General features: G+C 63.8%; 16 protein-coding genes. 8 read left to right on the top strand and 8 right to left on the bottom strand.

Features of this window, described 5'->3' with window-relative positions:
- Window positions 1-396 precede the first annotated feature (396 nt).
- The 3 genes from polA (at window position 397) to J2S71_RS00765 (ending at window position 4,076) form a co-directional block, all read left to right on the top strand.
- Window positions 397-3,084 carry a DNA polymerase I gene (gene polA, locus J2S71_RS00775; protein WP_307388156.1) on the top strand — a complete coding sequence of 896 codons (2,688 nt, stop codon included), beginning with the start codon at window positions 397-399 and terminating at the stop codon, window positions 3,082-3,084.
- Window positions 3,084-3,629: a ribonuclease HI gene (gene rnhA / locus J2S71_RS00770; protein ID WP_370873194.1), complete on the top strand. Its 546-nt coding sequence runs from the start codon at window positions 3,084-3,086 to the stop codon at window positions 3,627-3,629. Before polA ends, rnhA begins: the two co-directional genes overlap by 1 nt.
- Before the next feature lie 75 nt (window positions 3,630-3,704).
- Entirely contained in the window at window positions 3,705-4,076 is a 372-nt protein-coding gene (locus J2S71_RS00765) for a heavy-metal-associated domain-containing protein (protein WP_021725189.1), read from the top strand.
- A gap of 25 nt (window positions 4,077-4,101) precedes the next feature.
- Here the strand turns inward: J2S71_RS00765 and J2S71_RS00760 are convergent, their stop codons facing one another.
- A complete protein-coding gene (locus J2S71_RS00760) occupies window positions 4,102-4,857 on the bottom strand; it encodes an HAD family hydrolase (RefSeq protein ID WP_307388154.1) in 756 nt (251 codons plus the stop codon).
- A gap of 539 nt (window positions 4,858-5,396) precedes the next feature.
- Between J2S71_RS00760 and rpsA the strand changes: the two genes are divergently transcribed.
- The 4 genes from rpsA (at window position 5,397) to J2S71_RS00740 (ending at window position 8,597) form a co-directional block, all read left to right on the top strand.
- Window positions 5,397-6,566, top strand: coding sequence for a 30S ribosomal protein S1 (gene rpsA / locus J2S71_RS00755; RefSeq protein ID WP_307388152.1), 1,170 nt, complete (start codon window positions 5,397-5,399; stop codon window positions 6,564-6,566).
- Between the two features lie 277 nt (window positions 6,567-6,843).
- Window positions 6,844-7,260, top strand: a complete 417-nt coding sequence (locus J2S71_RS00750; RefSeq protein WP_021726736.1) for an Rcat domain-containing protein — start codon at window positions 6,844-6,846, stop codon at window positions 7,258-7,260.
- 53 nt (window positions 7,261-7,313) lie between these two features.
- Window positions 7,314-7,910 (top strand): dephospho-CoA kinase, encoded by a 597-nt coding sequence (gene coaE / locus J2S71_RS00745; RefSeq protein WP_021726709.1) that lies wholly within the window; start codon window positions 7,314-7,316, stop codon window positions 7,908-7,910.
- Between the two features lie 78 nt (window positions 7,911-7,988).
- A complete protein-coding gene (locus J2S71_RS00740) occupies window positions 7,989-8,597 on the top strand; it encodes a lytic transglycosylase domain-containing protein (protein WP_307388150.1) in 609 nt (202 codons plus the stop codon).
- Between the two features lie 44 nt (window positions 8,598-8,641).
- Here the strand turns inward: J2S71_RS00740 and J2S71_RS00735 are convergent, their stop codons facing one another.
- Both J2S71_RS00735 and J2S71_RS00730 read right to left on the bottom strand, forming a co-directional pair.
- Complete coding sequence (locus J2S71_RS00735; protein ID WP_307388149.1) at window positions 8,642-9,163, bottom strand: methylated-DNA--[protein]-cysteine S-methyltransferase; 522 nt, start codon at window positions 9,161-9,163, stop codon at window positions 8,642-8,644.
- 11 nt (window positions 9,164-9,174) lie between these two features.
- Window positions 9,175-10,074, bottom strand: a complete 900-nt coding sequence (locus tag J2S71_RS00730; RefSeq protein WP_307388147.1) for a MurR/RpiR family transcriptional regulator — start codon at window positions 10,072-10,074, stop codon at window positions 9,175-9,177.
- A gap of 150 nt (window positions 10,075-10,224) precedes the next feature.
- Between J2S71_RS00730 and J2S71_RS00725 the strand changes: the two genes are divergently transcribed.
- Window positions 10,225-11,670, top strand: a complete 1,446-nt coding sequence (locus J2S71_RS00725) for a glycoside hydrolase family 1 protein (RefSeq protein WP_307392361.1) — start codon at window positions 10,225-10,227, stop codon at window positions 11,668-11,670.
- A 151-nt stretch (window positions 11,671-11,821) separates the two neighbouring features.
- Here J2S71_RS00725 and celB read toward each other — a convergent pair whose 3' ends face one another.
- From celB to J2S71_RS00700, 5 genes are all read right to left on the bottom strand, one after another.
- Entirely contained in the window at window positions 11,822-13,201 is a 1,380-nt protein-coding gene (celB, locus tag J2S71_RS00720; protein WP_307388145.1) for a PTS cellobiose transporter subunit IIC, read from the bottom strand.
- A 30-nt stretch (window positions 13,202-13,231) separates the two neighbouring features.
- Entirely contained in the window at window positions 13,232-13,708 is a 477-nt protein-coding gene (locus J2S71_RS00715; protein ID WP_307388143.1) for a hypothetical protein, read from the bottom strand.
- Window positions 13,709-13,738: 30 nt separating this feature from the next.
- Window positions 13,739-14,059, bottom strand: a complete 321-nt coding sequence (locus tag J2S71_RS00710; RefSeq protein ID WP_307388142.1) for a PTS sugar transporter subunit IIB — start codon at window positions 14,057-14,059, stop codon at window positions 13,739-13,741.
- Between the two features lie 17 nt (window positions 14,060-14,076).
- Complete coding sequence (locus J2S71_RS00705; protein WP_307388141.1) at window positions 14,077-14,409, bottom strand: PTS lactose/cellobiose transporter subunit IIA; 333 nt, start codon at window positions 14,407-14,409, stop codon at window positions 14,077-14,079.
- A gap of 78 nt (window positions 14,410-14,487) precedes the next feature.
- The gene (locus tag J2S71_RS00700; protein WP_307388140.1) at window positions 14,488-15,924 is read right to left on the bottom strand and encodes a 6-phospho-beta-glucosidase; all 1,437 of its coding nucleotides are present in this window, start codon (window positions 15,922-15,924) and stop codon (window positions 14,488-14,490) included.
- Between the last annotated feature and the right edge of the window lie 109 nt (window positions 15,925-16,033).

The raw sequence follows: 16,033 nt of genomic DNA, 5'->3' as shown, positions 1-16,033 counted from the left end.
ACTCTACGTGCGATTCTGGTACCGTCAGATGACTTTCTTTTTTACTACCACCGGCAGATTTGACAAATGACACCTTAACGTCCTGCAGATGAGGGATGGGATGATCAACCTGCTGCATGTGGGTGCCTTTTGCTGCGTGTGGGTGCTTTTTTCCCGGACGGTCCTCCCGCGACCTGCCATTTTGTGGGCCGTCCGCAGGAGAAAAGCACCCACACGGCCCGATTCGCACCCACACGGCCCGATTCGCACCCACACGGCCCGATTCGCACCCACAGGGCGGGGAATGCGCACCCGCAGCCATGGATGGCTCCCGTGGATGGCCGCCCCTCTCCCTGGCCCGTCGCCTGACCCCGCTACAATGTGAGGGGACCACATGCAACCTCACGAGGAGCGCCCATGTCAGATTCCCCTGCCACCGAGCAGCGTCGCACCATCGCCATCATCGACGGCAACTCGCTCATGCACCGCGCGTTCCATGCCATCCGCCAGCCCATGAGCGCGCCGGATGGTCGTGCCACCAACGCCCTCTTTGGCTTCTTCAACATGTTCGTCAAGATGGTGGAGTCGTTCCGGCCGAACGGCGTCATCTGCGCGTTCGACAAGGGCAAGCCCCAGGTGCGCATCGACATGCTGCCCCAATACAAGGCGCAACGCCCTCCCATGGATCCGGCCCTGCACGAGCAGTTCCCCATGGTCAAGGACCTGCTCCATACGCTGGACATCCCCGTGGTGGAGCTTGAGGGCTGGGAGGGCGACGACATCCTGGGCACGCTCGCACGCGAGGGCGAGGAGGCCGGCTATGAGATGTACCTCTTCACTGGCGACCGCGACATGTACCAGCTGGCCACCGAGCACGTGAAGATCGTCTCCACCCGGAAGGGCGTCTCGGACGTGTCCATCATGACACCAGAGTCTGTGGATGACCTCTACCATGGCATCACGCCTGAGCTGGTGCCGGACTTCTATGGCCTCAAGGGGGACTCCTCAGACAACATCCCCGGCGTGCCGGGCATAGGTCCCAAGAAGGCTGCGGCCCTCATCGTGCAGTATGGCAGCCTCGACGAGGTCATTGCCCATGCGGACGAGGTCAAGGGCAAGATGGGCGAGAACCTCCGCGCACATGTCGACGACGCCCTGCTCTCCCGCACGGTGGCCACCATTCGCACGGACGTGCCGCTCGACGTCAGGCTCGCGGACGCCAAGTTCCCCACGTTCGATCCCGCCGAGGTCACGCAGGCCTTCGCTGCGCTGGGCTTCACGGGGCTCACGCGCCGCCTTGCCAGGCTGGCGGGGGGCGCCGACGAGGACGGCGACCCCGTGCCACAGGGCGCCGCCCTGCCGAGGGCGCTCGCGGGCGATGACGGTGCCGCGGCCCTTGACAGGGCGGTGACCGGTGGGGACTGGATTGGTGCTGCCGTGGAGGAGTCCGCGCGTCGCCAGGGCCAGGCCTCGCTCTTCGAGGGCATGGCACCGGTGCGCGTGTGGATCGCCACGGGAGACGCCCTGCTCCCGTTCGTGGGTGATGCGGCCACCGCGGTTATCTGCCGTCTGGGCAGGGAGGGCCACATGGCCTCTCCCGATGTGAAGGCGGTGCTGCACGTTGCCTGCCCGCTCGACTCCTCCCAGGAGGCATCGCTCGTTCCCACGGAGGTGGACCCTGCGCGCATCTTTGACACGAGTGTGGCCGACTACCTGCGCGAGAGCGACCGTACGAGCTATGGGCCGGCCGCGCTCGCCCAAGAGCTCCTGGGCATCCGGGCACCGGAGGCCACCGACGACATCCCCCAGGCCGCCATCGACGCCTGGCTCGCCCGTGAGCTGTGCGCCCCGCTCGCCAAAGCCCTCGAAGCCGAGGGCTGCCTGGGACTCTTCACGACGGTCGAGATGCCGCTTTTGCTGGTGCTTCTGGCCATGGAGCGCACGGGTCTTGCCGTCGACCCGTCCATCCTGCGTCGGCAGTCCAAGGAGCTGGGTGCCGAGATGGACGCCATGGTCGCCCAGATCAAGGCTCAGGCGGGGGAGGACTTCAACCTCGATTCCCCGCAGCAGCTCTCCCACATCCTCTTCGACGTGTGGCGGCTGCCCACCTTTGGTCTCAAGAAGACCAAGAAGGGCTTCTACTCCACCAACGCCAAGACGCTCGACGACCTCGCGGCGCGCGACGAGCGCGTGCAGATGGTGCTGGACTACCGCGAGCGTGCCAAGATCAAGAGCACCTACCTCGACGCGCTGCCCGCAGACATCAAGGGGGACGGGCGCATCCACACGACGCTCAACCAGACCGTGGCCGCCACGGGGCGCCTCTCGAGCTCCGATCCCAACCTGCAGAACATTCCCACCCGCTCCGAACTGGGCCATCGCGTGCGCACGGCGTTCACGGTGCCCGAGGGCTCCGTGTTCCTCGCCTGCGACTACTCGCAGATCGAGCTTAGGCTGCTCGCGCACCTCTCGGCGGACGAGCACCTGGTGGCCGCCTTCAACTCAGGGGCCGACTTCCATGCCGCCACGGCGTCGCGCGTCTTTGGTGTGCCGGTGGAGGAGGTCACGCCCCAGCTGCGCAGCCGCGCCAAGGCCGTCAACTTTGGCATCGTGTATGGCCAGCAGGCCTATGGCCTCTCGACCTCGCTCAAGATCGGTCGTGGTGAGGCCCAGGAGATGATCGACCGCTACTTCGAGGCCTATCCTGGCGTGCGCGTCTATCTGGACCAGAGCATCGCCGATGCCCGCAGGCTGGGCTATGCGACCACCATGTACGGGCGTCGCCGCTACACGAAGGACATCAACAGCCGCAACTTCCAGCTGCGCAGCTTTGCCGAACGCACGGCCATGAACCACCCCATGCAGGGGAGCGCCGCCGACATCATCAAGATCGCCATGAACCAGGTGGCCGAGCGTCTGCGCGAGGAGGGTCTCGCGTCCAAGCTCGTGCTGCAGATTCACGACGAGCTGGACTTCGAGGTGCCCGAAGGCGAGATCGAGGCCCTCTCCCAGCTGGTCAAGGAGACCATGGAGGGCATCGTGCAGCTGCGCGTGCCGCTCATCTCCGAGGTCTCATATGGGGCCACCTGGGCGGAGGCAAAGTAGTGGCCAGCTTCGACGACTTCGCCGCAGCGCATCCCGACGCCGTGGCAGACGTGTCCGACCTGCCTCATGTGGTGGTGTGGACGGACGGTTCGTCGCGCGGCAATCCCGGCCCTGGGGGCTATGGGGCCGTGCTGCTCTTTACCGATGCGACGGGCGCCCTCCATCGCAAGGAGCTGAGTGCCGGCTACACGCGCACCACCAATAACCGCATGGAGATCCTGGCAGCCATCGTGGCCTTGGAGTCGCTGCTCAAACCCTGCTCGGTGGAGCTGCACTCCGATTCGCAATACCTGGTCAATGCCATGGGTAGGGGATGGATCTGGGGCTGGGCCAAGAAGGGCTGGAAGGGCGCGAACAAGCAGCCCGTCAAGAACCCCGACCTCTGGAAGCGCATGCTCCGCGCCATCAAGCCGCACAGGGTCGAGTGGGTATGGGTCAAGGGGCACGTGGGCACCGAGCTCAACGAGCGCTGCGACGAGCTGGCCACGCGTGCCGCAGACGGCCTTGCCGGCCCACTGCTCGTGGACGCCGGCTTCACGGAATAGGCTGTCACAGGGGTTGGGGACTCCCTTCCGAAGGGGTATAGTAATCCTTGACAAACTTATGCCAAGGGAGAGACCATGCTTGCCAACGCCATCATCATCGCCGCCGTCATAGCCATCGTCATCCTGGGCATTCGCCGCATCGTGGGCACGGCCACCGGTACGCGCGACTGCTGTTCGGGTGACAGGAGGGGTGGCAGGGCCTTCAGGGCCACACGGGTCAGGGACCGGGACGAGAGCCATTACCCGTACGTGACGGACCTACGGATCTCGGGTATGAGCTGCGAGAGCTGCGCCACACGTGTCGCGCGGGCCCTTGATTCCGTCGCGGGTACGTGGGCCACGGTCGACCTGTCCAGCCGCACGGCGCACGTGCGCTCCAAGACCCCCATCGACCTCGATGCCTATCGCAGCGTCGTGAGCGAGGCGGGCTATCGCGTCGTCGTCTAGGTAGGTGCGACGACCGTCCGGCTCCTTATATGGAAGGGTCCGTAGGGGTCGCCTCGGCATCGAGTCGATCCACGACTTCGGGCAGACGTTGCGCCAGCTCGCGCAGGTGGCCGGCGTACACTCCCTTGCGCGTGAAGCCGTGGCCCACGTAGGCCGTCGCAAGGCCGCAGGCTGGTCGCGGGAAGTCACGCGAGGCGTCGTTTCCCACCATGAGGCACTCCTGGGGCGTGAGTCCCAGGTGGGTGACAAACTCCTGGTAGTACTGGGCGGAGGGCTTGGTGCGGGAGGAGTTCCCCAGGTGTGAGATGCGAGCGAACTGCGTGGGGTCGAGGTCGGCCCACGAGATGCGCACCTTGTCCACCATCGGCGTGAAGCAGGGGTTCGTTGCCAGTGCCACGGTGAGGCCCAATGATTGGGCGGCATCGAGAACGGCCTGTCCACCCTTGCGCGGGCGCGCCGACACGAGACCCTCCCGCATGCGGGGCACGCACCGCCTGTCGTAGAAGGCAAGGGCATCCTGCAGCTCGGGCACAGACACGTCCGTATCGAGGCGCTCGGACAGCACACGCTCGAAGAGCTGGGCGTTCATGAGGCCGTCCCTGCGCGTTTGGCTGTCGATGGAAAGGTAGGCCCGTGCAAGGGCCCAGCTGGCTATGGGAAGGGGCGTGCGTGTCGCGCGCGCGAGGATGCGCGCCTGGCCCAACGCATAGCGGGCGACAAAGGCAGCAAGGTTGATGTCGAGCAACGTGTCATCCAGGTCAAAGAGCACGGCCTTGATCATGGCTTCCACCTCCTCTGCACGATGTCCCATGCTAACGCAACAACGTGCCGTCGGTGATGACGACACGTCTGCCATGGCTGTCCGATTGCATCAGCCGTGGCTGTCAGACGCGGCGTGTGGGTGTCATTCCCTGCATGTGGGTGCCAATCTACCGTTCTGGCTTCTCGCGAACTGGGGCTTTGTTGGCCTCTCCCGGGAGAAAGGCACCCACACGGACCGATCGGCACCCACACGGGTGGAGATGGCACCCACACGCCCCACACGCCGCAGATCGCACCCACAGGACCCAAGGCCTCACGTCTGCGCAGGGCTGCACTCGCTGCCGCCGTGCATTCGTCTGTCACGGAATTTCGTCCCATGGCCTTGCAATGGGCAAATGCAACAAGGTATGATTCACTATGTATGGGCAAAGCGCCTCTACAACCGTTTCTGTTGGCCCCCGAGAGCATGTAAGTTTCCAATTGCGCAACGCCATCGCCGAGCGCCCTAGGCAGCGACCATGTAGACCGGGGCCCCGTTTTTTCGAAAGGGGTCCACCTTTGAGTGAGATTCAGAACTCGTCCATCTTCTCCCTGGATGATGTGTCCGACGAGGAGATGAACAGTCTCATCGACGGTACGATCACTGACTTCGATGAGGGCGATCTGGTGACGGGCACCGTCGTCAAGATCGAGCACGATGAGGTCCTGCTCGACATCGGCTACAAGTCCGAGGGCGTCATTCCCGTCCGTGAGCTCTCCATCCGCAAGGACGTCGATCCGTCCGAGATCGTCTCCCTGGGCGACACCATCGAGGCCCTGGTGCTCCAGAAGGAGGACAAGGAGGGTCGCCTGATCCTCTCCAAGAAGCGTGCCGAGTATGAGCGTGCGTGGAACCGCGTCGAGGAGAAGTTCAACGCGGGCGAGAACGTCGAGGGCGAGGTCATCGAGGTCGTCAAGGGCGGTCTCATTCTCGACATCGGCCTGCGCGGCTTTTTGCCCGCCTCCCTCGTCGACCTCCGTCGCGTCAAGGATCTCACTGCCTATCTGGGCACGCGCATCGAGGCACGCGTCATCGAGATGGACCGCAACCGCAACAACGTCGTCCTCTCCCGCCGCGTGGTGCTCGAGGAGGCCCGCAAGGCCGAGCGCTCCGAGATCCTCTCCAAGCTGCAGCCGGGCATGCGCCTCAAGGGCACCGTCTCGTCCATCGTGGACTTCGGCGCCTTCGTGGACCTCGGTGGCATCGACGGCCTGATCCACATCTCCGAGCTCTCCTGGAACCACGTCAACCACCCCTCCGAGGTCGTCAAGGTCGGCCAGGAGGTCGAGGTGCAGGTGCTCGACGTGGATCTCAACCGCGAGCGCATCTCCCTCGGCCTCAAGCAGACCACCGAGGATCCCTGGCGCACGCTCGTCAAGAAGTACCCCGTGGGCGCCATCGTCGAGGGCACCGTCACCAAGCTCGTCACCTTTGGTGCCTTCGTGGATCTCGGCGACGGTGTCGAGGGTCTCGTGCACATTTCCGAGATGGCCAACAAGCACGTCGACCAGCCCTCCCAGGTGTGCTCCGTGGGCGACAAGGTGCAGGTGAAGGTCATGGAGATCGATCTCGACCGTCGTCGCATCTCCCTGTCCATGAAGTCCGCCGCCGAGACGCTGGGCGTCGAGGTTGAGGTCAGGCCCCTTGAGGGCGAGGAGCCCGAGGCCGCAGCGGCCACCGAGGAGTAGTCCTCTTCCCAGCCATGCGCACCGCCAGCGGGGCCGCCTGCGGGCGGCCCGTCCTTGTGGCATACGCAGTGTCGTATGCGTCATGGGAGGATCCCTCACCTCTCTGGCAGCTCCTGCCGTGAACGAGGGACAGCCGTTGCGCATGTGTCCTAGGGTTGTCACGGGGCTTGAGGCATAGGCGTCTGGCGCACGACGCGCACCGCACTGTCATAATGGGTACCACAACAGGAGTAGCACATCCGAGCGAGTGGGGCGGCGCCCCAATGGAGGAGAGACTATGGCGGACAACGGTAACGACGCACGCAGCGGGATGGGCGACTTCATGCGTGGTCGCAACGGTGCGGACGAGCTGAGCAATGCAGCGGTCTGCCTGGCCGTGATTCTGCTCATCATCAATCTGTTCGGCCGCTGGATGTTCCTGAGCGTGATCGTCCTGCTCCTGTTGGCCTACGCTCTCTTCCGCATGCTGTCGACCGATGGCGGCGCGCGCCAGAGGGAGGCCGATGCCTTTGGCTCTGCGGTCGGCCCCCTGCGTCCCTGGCTGCGTGACCCGGTGGTGGCCTGGCAGGAGTCCCGCGCATACAAGCATGGCATATGCCCCAACTGTCATCAGCGCGTGCGCGTTCCCCGGGGCAAGGGGCTGCTGCGCGTCACCTGCCCGCAGTGCAAGCAGAAGTTTGAGATCAAGAGCTAGCAAGTGGGGTGCGCGCCGCTGCCGTAGCGGGTCATCCGCGAAGGGATGCAGGCATGTACGTAGTCTTTCTTGCGGGTGGCGTCGCCTCGGGCAAGTCGACGGTCGCTCGTGAGCTCGAGCGCCTGGGGGCGGCGCGTATAGACCTGGACGCGCTCTCACGTGAGGTGCTGACACCCCAGAGCGCGTGTCTCAAGGAGGTCGTCCGTGTGTTTGGGGGCGACCTCCTTCTGCCTGACGGGACGCTCGACCGCACCCTGCTCGCAGCGCGCGCCTTCGCCAGTGGAGAGGCCGTCCACAGGCTCGAGGTCATCGAGCTGCCGTACATCAAGCGCCTGCTTGACGGACGCCTGCAGGAGCTGAGGGCAGCAGGGGCCCGCGTGTGCGTGGTGGAGGTCCCCCTGCTCGACCGCATGGAGGATCAGCTCGATCGTGCCGATGAGGTGCTCTGTGTGGTGAGCCCGCCCGGCGTGCGGCTGGCACATGCCCTGGATCGCGGCATGACCGAGGAGGACTTCCTGGCGCGTAGGGCCCACCAGCCAAGCGACGCCTATCTGAGGGGTCACGCCACGTCCATCATCGAAAACGCAGGAAGTCTCGATAGCCTTTTGAGACAGGTTCAACTATGGTGGGACACGCATGTGGGACGCTGAGCGCCTGGGCTCCCACGTGTCGCCTACGCCGTGCAGACGACGCAAACGCAGCCAAAACACAGCAGGGGAGCAATGTGCATGGATAGCAGGGACGCCCACTTCCTTCGGTGGTACCGCACCCTTCCCATACTCATCATGGTCATCATCGGAGCTGTCTCGTTGGGAATCGATGCCTTCGTTTCGGTTGCGCCATCACAGTTGGCGCGCACGTTCGTCTACCCGGTCAAGTATGCGGACACCATCGAGCAGGCGTGCAAGGAGCAGGGGGTCGATCCCTATCTGGCCTGTGCGGTCATCAAGTGCGAGAGCGGCTGGGATGCCAATGCCCGCTCGGGTGCTGGGGCGGTTGGGCTCATGCAGCTCATGCCGGCCACTTCGGCCGAGGTGGCGCGCCTGGGCTTGGTGAACAGGGCTACCTATGACCCCAACAAGCTCACGGATCCCATCGTGAACATCGAGTATGGCGTCGCATATCTGGGCTATCTTCAGCGCACGCTGGGGTCGCGCGACGAGGCGGTCGCGGCGTACAACGCAGGGCTTGGCAAGGTGAGTGGCTGGCAGAAGGGCGGGGGAGACATATCCGACAACATCCAGTATGCCGAGACGGCCTCCTATCTCGCACGTGTCAACGACGCCTACAGTCGCTATCAGGCGCTCTATCCCAAGGGGATCGCGGCGAAGTACTAGGGGGGGACGAACCTCAGGGCATCCGGACGGGCGGGTCCTGCCGTCTAGAGTGCCGGCCCCCGCGCGGGGGCCGAGAGGCGCGTCATGGTGCGGCCCTCATGCCCGAGCAGCCACGCCTTGCGCCGCATGCCACCGCCAAAGCCGACGAGGCTGCCATCGGCCCCGACCACCCTGTGGCAGGGGATGACCAGGGGCAGGGGGTTGCGTCCCGTCGCCCCTCCCACGGCGCGCGGGGCACTGCCCACCGCGCGGGCTATCTCGCCATACGTCACGGTCGTCCCGTAGGGGATGGAGGCAATGCGTCGCCATACGCGCCGTTGGAACGGTGTGCCCAGCAGTCGTACGGGCATGTCCGCCGGCCGCGGCCGCCCGCCTGCGAAGTAGGCGTCAAGCCAGCGGCGTGTGCTGCCAAAGGGTGGGGCGTCAGCGCGCCGCTCGGTCGCCATGCGCGTGGCGGGACCGGGGTGGCGGCTCTGCTCGAACTCCACGCCAATGAGGCTCGTGCCGTCGCTGTACAGGCAGAGCCTGCCGAGGGGCGAGTCGTACCACGTATGGAAGCATGTCATGCCCATCACCCTCACTCAGGCAGTATGTCGGTCGCCTGCATGCGACGTTCGTTCGCGATGACGGCATCCAGCTTGCGTTGGGCGTTCTCGGCGTAGTGCTGTCGGAAGCACATCGAGAAGAGCAGGTCGAGCAGGAAGCTCGTCGCCGTCTCGCTGTAGTAGCCCGCGATCTTGCTATAGAGGTGCTCCTCGGGCGGGAAGGTGAGGCAGCAGTCGCAGTGATGACGCAGGTAGTTGTCACCTGAGTTGGTGACGACCACGCAGGGAACGCCGCGCCTCGTGAGGCAGGGTAGAAAGACCGCCGGCGCCCTGTGCTCGCCCGACCCGGAGTACGAGACGAGCACCGCGCAGTGCCCCGGACCCATGCCATGCGCCACCAGATCTGCGTCATGCTGCTCGGGCACCAGGCAGTCCATGCCGATCTGCCGCAGGCGATAGGAGAGGTTCTGCCCGAAGAAGCGGTTCTGGGCGACACCGAAGTACACCAGCTGGCGCGCCCCCGTCATGCGTCTCCCGGCTTCCGTGAGGGCATCCTCATTCAAGGCATCCAGCACGCAGCCCCGGGCATGCCCCTCCAGGTGCGCGATGCTGGTGGCGAGCCGCCCTATGGGCGTGTCCTCGTCAAACGGAAAGTTGGGATCCACGCTGTGCCCAGTGAGCGAGCGCTCCTCGTGGGCAAGTGCAGCGCCGACGAACGCGTCCGCGAACGCGCGCCATCCCGTAAAGCCAAGTTCCTGGGCAAAGCGCACGAGCGAGGGCTTGGAGGTGTAGCTCAGCTGGGCCACCTCGCCCATCGTGAGCCCGCCGAGGCCCGAGCCCTCGCTCATGAGCAGCCGTGCGATGGCGTGCCTCGATCCCGTGGGACCCTGTGCGAGCAGCCTGACGCGTTGGAGCAGGTTGGCGTCCATCATCCCGCGACCCCTTTCCTCGGAGCGTTTCATCCTGTTCCATCATAGGCATATATGCTTGTGAACGAGCAGGTAATTAGTAACTATGAAACCACAAGACGTTTTGCGCACGACAGATGGGCTGCCGTGCGCGCACGGGAGAGTGAGGATGCCATGAAGATGCGGGAGGGGTTCCTCTGGGGCGGTGCCACGGCGGCAAACCAGTACGAGGGCGCATGGGACGTGGACGGCAAGGGCGCCTCGGTGCCCGACCACATGCGTGGCGGCGATGTCAACACGCCGCGTCAGATCGATGCACAGTTTGATCCCCATGCCCTCTATCCCAGCTGGGAGGCAACGGACTTCTACCATCACTACGAGGAGGACATAGCCCTCTTTGCCGAGATGGGCTTCAAGGTGTTCCGCATGTCCATCAACTGGGCGCGCCTGTTTCCCACGGGCGAGGAGACACAGCCCAACCAGGCGGGCCTCGCGTTCTACGACAGGGTGTTCGACTGCCTGCATGAGCACAACATCGAGCCCCTGGTGACCATCAGCCACTACGAGCTGCCCTACAACCTGGCGGCAAAGTACGATGGCTGGAAGGACCGCCGCCTGGTGGACTTCTTCCTCACCTATGGCAGGTGCATCCTCGACCGCTGGCACGACAAGGTGAAGTACTGGCTCACGTTCAATGAGATCAACACGGGCACCATGAAGATGGGCGTCACGCTCTCGCTCGGCACGCTCAAGGGCTTCACGGGCACCGCGGCCGATGTGCGCGACGACATCAACGAGCGCTACAACGCCCTGCACAATCAGTTCGTCGCCTCGGCCAAGGTGGTGAAGTATGCGCACGAGCACTATCCCGAGGTGAGGATGGGCAACATGGACTGCTTCATACTCACGTACCCAGCCACCTGCGATCCCGCCGACCAGCTGGCCAATCAGGCGGAGATGCGCCGCATGAACTGGTACTGCTCCGACGTGCAGGTGCGCGGCTCCTATCCCAGCTATGCCAGGCGCTTCTGGGAGGAGAACGGCATCCAGGTGAGGATGGAGCCTGGCGACGAGGAGCTGTTGCGTGAAGGCACCGTCGACTTCTACGCCTTCTCCTACTACATGAGCAACGTCGTGGGCACGCACGGGGACATCGAGGAGACTGGTAGCAACATGTCCCTGGGCGGCAAGAACCCCTACCTCAGGCAGACGGACTGGGGCTGGCAGATCGACCCCGAGGGGCTGCGCTTCTCGCTCAACGAGATCTACGACCGCTACCAGATTCCCCTTATGGTGGTGGAGAATGGCATGGGTGCCTATGACGAGGTGGTCGTCGAGGATGGCCAGGAACGCATCCACGACCCCTATCGCATCGACTATTTGCGCAGCCACATCAAGGCCATGCGCGAGGCCGTGGCGGACGGCGTGGACCTCATGGGCTACACCTGGTGGGGGCCCATCGACGTGGTCTCCGCCGGTACGGGCGAGATGCGCAAGCGCTACGGCTTCATCTACGTGGACAAGCACGATGATGGCACGGGAGACCTGCACCGCACCCGCAAGGACAGCTTCTACTACTACCAGAGGGTGATTGCCAGCAACGGCGAGGACGTGGGCTAGTGCGGACGGCCTCGCGCCGTCTCCCACGGGAAGGACCTGACCTCGCATCGCCAAGGACATGTCATGCAGCATCGCCGCCCAGGCCGTAAGGACGGGGCGGCGATGCTTGCCACAGGTGCCGGAGGATGGGGGGGCGTGGGCTCAAGTCGTGCTAGGCAGCGGCCTCGGTGGCCTCGTTCCCTGCAAGCTTCTCCTGCTCCTCCTTGTATAGCTTGGCATCGTAGCGCTTGAAGAACGGGAGGTACACGGCGCCTGCGGCCAGCACGCAGAGGATGGCGACGATGATGGCACGCCAGTCCCCGCCGGTCGATATGAAGGCGCCGATCCCGATGGGAGTGGGCCACGGCATGTTCGCCATGACCGGGCGGATCATCTTGAGCGTGATGGCCCAGTAGGCGATCGTCGCCTCGGCCATGGGGGCGAGGAAGAAGGGGAGGGCCAGGTCGGGATTATACACGATGGGCAGACCAAAGAGCAGCGGTTCGTTGATGTTGAAGATGGCGGGAACGACCTCGGCCGTGCCGATGGCCTTGAGCTGCTCGGACTTGGCCAGGAAGAGCAGCATGAACGTCAGGAGCAGCGTGCCGCCGGAGCCACCGACCGTGACGAACGAGTTGTTGAACTCGCCGGCCCAGACGTAGTTGGTGGCACCCGTGGCGTTGGAGGCGAAGTTTGCCAGGGCAATGGGTTGCAGGAAGGACGTGACGATGGTGGCGCCGTGGATGCCCACCAGCCAGAGGGCATGGATCAGGAAGTAGATGACCAGGATGCCCAACCAGGTGTTCGTGAGGTTGACGACGAAGCCGAATGGAATGGAGATAAGCTGGTAGAAGTCGGTGCCCAGAACAGCGAGCAGGCCTTGGACGAGCATGGAGACCAGCGCGATGAACAGGGCGGGAATCAGCGCGGTGAACGAGCGGGCAACGCCCTCGGGCACGACGTCGGGCAGCTTGATGACGATGTGCTCGGTGACGCACAGCACATAGAGGCGCACGGACGCCCACGAAACGATGATGGCCTCGAAGATGCCGATGGCGCCCAGCCTCTCGATGCCGCTGCCGGCAATGGACCAACCATTGATGATGCTGCCCGCATAGCTGCCCGACTCATCCTGTGCGACGGTCGTCACACAGGCAATGATGCCATCGGCAAAATGCAGCTGAGGCATGAGCATGAAGAGCATGAAGACGCTCAGCAGCACGGCATTGAGTGGCTTGACGTCCACGTCGTCCTCATCTGCGAATATCCTGGCGTACTCATGGGTCGTCGCGATGAGGAAGTAGATGGCGATGGTGGAGACGGAGGCGTAGTAGCCGAGCATATAGAGGTCGGTGATCTTGTCAAACGATGCGGCAAAGACCCCTGCAAGCGCGGGGAAGACCTGCGGGATGATGGACAGGATCAGGAAGATGGAGCCCACGACGGTGAAGGAGATGGACGCCATGCCCGCCGTCGTGATGGCGCGCACGAGCTTGTACATCGAGAACTTCTGCATGGGACCCATGAGATACTTTTCCAGGAGCTTGAACATAGCTACCTCCTTTCGAGGGGCAGAACCGTGTCAGAGCATCTTGCGATAGGTCTGATACTTCCTGTCGCTTCTGGCGCTGATCTGGTTCGCCCTATGTAAGAGGAGGACACGAAGCAGCAAGGCGCCAATGCAGGGGACTTCCGCAACGAGGGAGGACGACAGGAAGGGGAAGAGCGGCTCCTTGCCCACGAGTGGGATGAGGAGCGCGACGAGCAGCATGCAGACGCCGGATGCCTCAAGGACGACCTTGGTCTTGGGGAGGCGTTCCCGCGTGCCATCCAAGGCCGCGGTCACCTCCATGGCGGACACTATGTTGCCAGCAACGCCCGCCACAGGAAGCAGCAGCAGGGGGGTCCGATAGAAGCCCAGAAGCATGGCCCAGAAGAGGTCAAGGAAGAAGAGGACGGCACCGCCATAGCGTATCAGCAGGTAGCGACTGCTGCGTGCACCCATCCGCTGACGCTCTCGTGCATACCGCTCTACCTTCCCGTTCAGTTTCCGTGCCATCGAATCCTCCTGCATGCGCTGTCGCATCTGCTACTTGGACGTGAGCTCGTCAATCAGCTTGAAGATGTTCGGGCAGTTCTGCCGGCCATAGTCAAGCATGGGGATGACGCCCACGGGCGTGTCGCCCACCTTCTTGACCACGTTGTCCTTCTGATAGGAGACCTGGGGTCCCAGGAGGACCGCATCGAGACCCTCGCCATCCTTGAGCTCGCCCACGGGGCGCGCATCGATGTCAAGGTCGACGCCCTTGTCCTTGGCGTAGTCCCTCATCTTCTTGACGAGCATGCTCGTTGACATGCCTGCGGCGCATACGAGCAGCACCTTCATCGTTCTGACCTCCTCGGTTGTCATCCATCATTTACGCGTTGTCACTGCTTGTCCTGCTTGGTCCTGTACAGGTTGATGAGCTCAACGATGAGTTCCTGGGCGAGCATCGATGTCATGAGATGGTCCTGGGCGTGCACGAGAATCACGTCGAGCTGGATGTGATTGCCCTGCGCCTCGCGCGTGAGCAGCTGCGTCTGTGTGTCATGCGCGGAGACGAACGTCTCCTGGGACTGTCTCATGAGCTCGTCCGCCTTGTCGAAGTTGCCGTTGCGGGCCTCCTTGAGCGCCTCGAAGGAAAGGCTGCGAGCGGCACCGGACGCTGCGATGAGACCGAACGAGAGCTCCTCGTTGTCCTGTGCAATGTTGTCTGACATGAAATCACCTCCTTGCGCTCGTGATGTCGGGGACCATGGGGTGCAGTGGTGCCGCGGATGCGGCAGGAGCGCGTGAGCCTAGAGAACCTCACCATTGGATGCGATGACCCGCCTGTACCAGTCAAAGCTCTTCTTCTTGAAGCGCCTGCCCGTGCCCGTGCCGTCATCGTTTCTGTCCACGTAGATGAAGCCATAGCGCTTGCGCAGCTCGCCCGTGCCAAACGAGACCAGATCGATGCAGCCCCAGGGCGTGTAGCCCAAAAGGTTGACGCCATCCTCCTCCACGGCGCGCCTCATCTGCTTGATGTGCGAGCGCAGGTAGTCGATGCGGGCATCATCCTCGACCGTGTCGTGCTCATCCAGGGTCTCGACGATGCCGATGCCGTTTTCGACGATGAACTGCGGGATGCCGTTGTAGCGCTCGTCGAGGCGCTTGAGCTGGATGCGCATGCCCGTGGGGTCGATGGTCCACTCCCATTCGGTCTCCTTGAGATAGGGGTTCTTGACCACATGGCTGCTGGTATCGATGTTGCTCGAGATGTCATGCTCGGCATCGCTCTTGACGGTGTGGCTCATGTAGTAGGACCAACCGATGTAGTCCACGGTGCCGGTCCTGAGGTCCGAGAGGTCCTGGGTGGTTATGTCCAGGTCATAGCCCTCGCGCTCGAAGAGCCTGCGCGCGTAGTTTGGGTAGGTGCCACGCACCTGGACGTCCGTGTAGAGGTACATGGCGTGATTCTCGTCATCGGCGAGCAGCACGTCATCGGGGTTCGAGCTGAAGGGGTAGGTGAGTTTACTCGAGCACATGCAACCGACCTTGAGCGTGGGGTCGATGGCATGGGCGGCGGCCACGGCCTGTGCGCTCGCCACCAGCTCGTAGTGCGAGGCCTGATACATAGTGCGCTTTCTGTCGGTCTCCCCACTGGTGAGATAGCCCGAGTTCGTCCATGAGAACACGTCGTTCTGTGCGGCGAACTGGTTGTCGATCTCATTGAAGGTCATCCAGTACGTGACCTTGTCGTGCCATCTCTCGAAGCAGGTCGTGGCGTAGCGCGCGAAGAGGTCGATGAGCCTGCGGTTCCTCCAGCCGCCATACCTGGTGCAGAGCCCCAGGGGGATCTCGAAGTGCGAGAGCGTGATGACGGGCTGGATGTCGTGGGACAGCAGGGTGTCGAAGAGGTCGTCGTAGAACCTCAGGCCCTCCTCGTTCGGCTCGGCCTCGTCGCCCTCGGGAAACAGGCGCGTCCAGTTGATGGACGTGCGAAAGCACCTGAAGCCCATCTCGGCGAAGAGGGCGATGTCCTCCTTGTAGGTGTGGTAGAAGTCGATCGCCTCGTGGTTGGGGTACCATGCCCCCTCGACGGGCCCCTCGGGACAGATCTTCCGGGGAACGCCGTGGGCACCGCCCATCATGACGTCGGCAGTGGACAGTCCCTTGCCGCCCTCGGCATAGGCGCCCTCGAGCTGGTGGGCCGCCACGGCACCGCCCCATAGGAAGTCACGTGGAAACGCCATGCTGTCCCCCTTCCTCCCTGCGGCGACATCCCCGTCACCGCTCGATGCCCCCAGTATCTTCTGTGGGGGAACGATGGAGGATTGGACATCCCTAAGAAAGGAGCATTGT

The organism is Olsenella profusa DSM 13989, from assembly GCF_030811115.1.
In the GTDB taxonomy this organism is placed as follows: Bacteria; Actinomycetota; Coriobacteriia; order Coriobacteriales; family Atopobiaceae; genus Olsenella_F; species Olsenella_F profusa.
The sequence above is the reverse complement of the archived record's forward strand: the minus strand, read 5'-3'. Positions and strand labels throughout refer to the sequence as shown.

What these genes read in the sequence shown, in the direction of transcription:
- polA (WP_307388156.1), top strand. Translation starts at nt 397, where the DNA reads ATGTCAGATTCCCCTGCCACCGAGCAGCGTCGCACCATCGCCATCATC.
- J2S71_RS00765 (WP_021725189.1), top strand. Translation starts at nt 3,705, where the DNA reads ATGCTTGCCAACGCCATCATCATCGCCGCCGTCATAGCCATCGTCATC.
- J2S71_RS00760 (WP_307388154.1), bottom strand. Translation starts at nt 4,857, where the DNA reads ATGATCAAGGCCGTGCTCTTTGACCTGGATGACACGTTGCTCGACATC.
- J2S71_RS00750 (WP_021726736.1), top strand. Translation starts at nt 6,844, where the DNA reads ATGGCGGACAACGGTAACGACGCACGCAGCGGGATGGGCGACTTCATG.
- coaE (WP_021726709.1), top strand. Translation starts at nt 7,314, where the DNA reads ATGTACGTAGTCTTTCTTGCGGGTGGCGTCGCCTCGGGCAAGTCGACG.
- J2S71_RS00740 (WP_307388150.1), top strand. Translation starts at nt 7,989, where the DNA reads ATGGATAGCAGGGACGCCCACTTCCTTCGGTGGTACCGCACCCTTCCC.
- J2S71_RS00735 (WP_307388149.1), bottom strand. Translation starts at nt 9,163, where the DNA reads ATGACATGCTTCCATACGTGGTACGACTCGCCCCTCGGCAGGCTCTGC.
- J2S71_RS00730 (WP_307388147.1), bottom strand. Translation starts at nt 10,074, where the DNA reads ATGATGGACGCCAACCTGCTCCAACGCGTCAGGCTGCTCGCACAGGGT.
- J2S71_RS00725 (WP_307392361.1), top strand. Translation starts at nt 10,225, where the DNA reads ATGAAGATGCGGGAGGGGTTCCTCTGGGGCGGTGCCACGGCGGCAAAC.
- celB (WP_307388145.1), bottom strand. Translation starts at nt 13,201, where the DNA reads ATGTTCAAGCTCCTGGAAAAGTATCTCATGGGTCCCATGCAGAAGTTC.
- J2S71_RS00715 (WP_307388143.1), bottom strand. Translation starts at nt 13,708, where the DNA reads ATGGCACGGAAACTGAACGGGAAGGTAGAGCGGTATGCACGAGAGCGT.
- J2S71_RS00710 (WP_307388142.1), bottom strand. Translation starts at nt 14,059, where the DNA reads ATGACAACCGAGGAGGTCAGAACGATGAAGGTGCTGCTCGTATGCGCC.
- J2S71_RS00705 (WP_307388141.1), bottom strand. Translation starts at nt 14,409, where the DNA reads ATGTCAGACAACATTGCACAGGACAACGAGGAGCTCTCGTTCGGTCTC.
- J2S71_RS00700 (WP_307388140.1), bottom strand. Translation starts at nt 15,924, where the DNA reads ATGGCGTTTCCACGTGACTTCCTATGGGGCGGTGCCGTGGCGGCCCAC.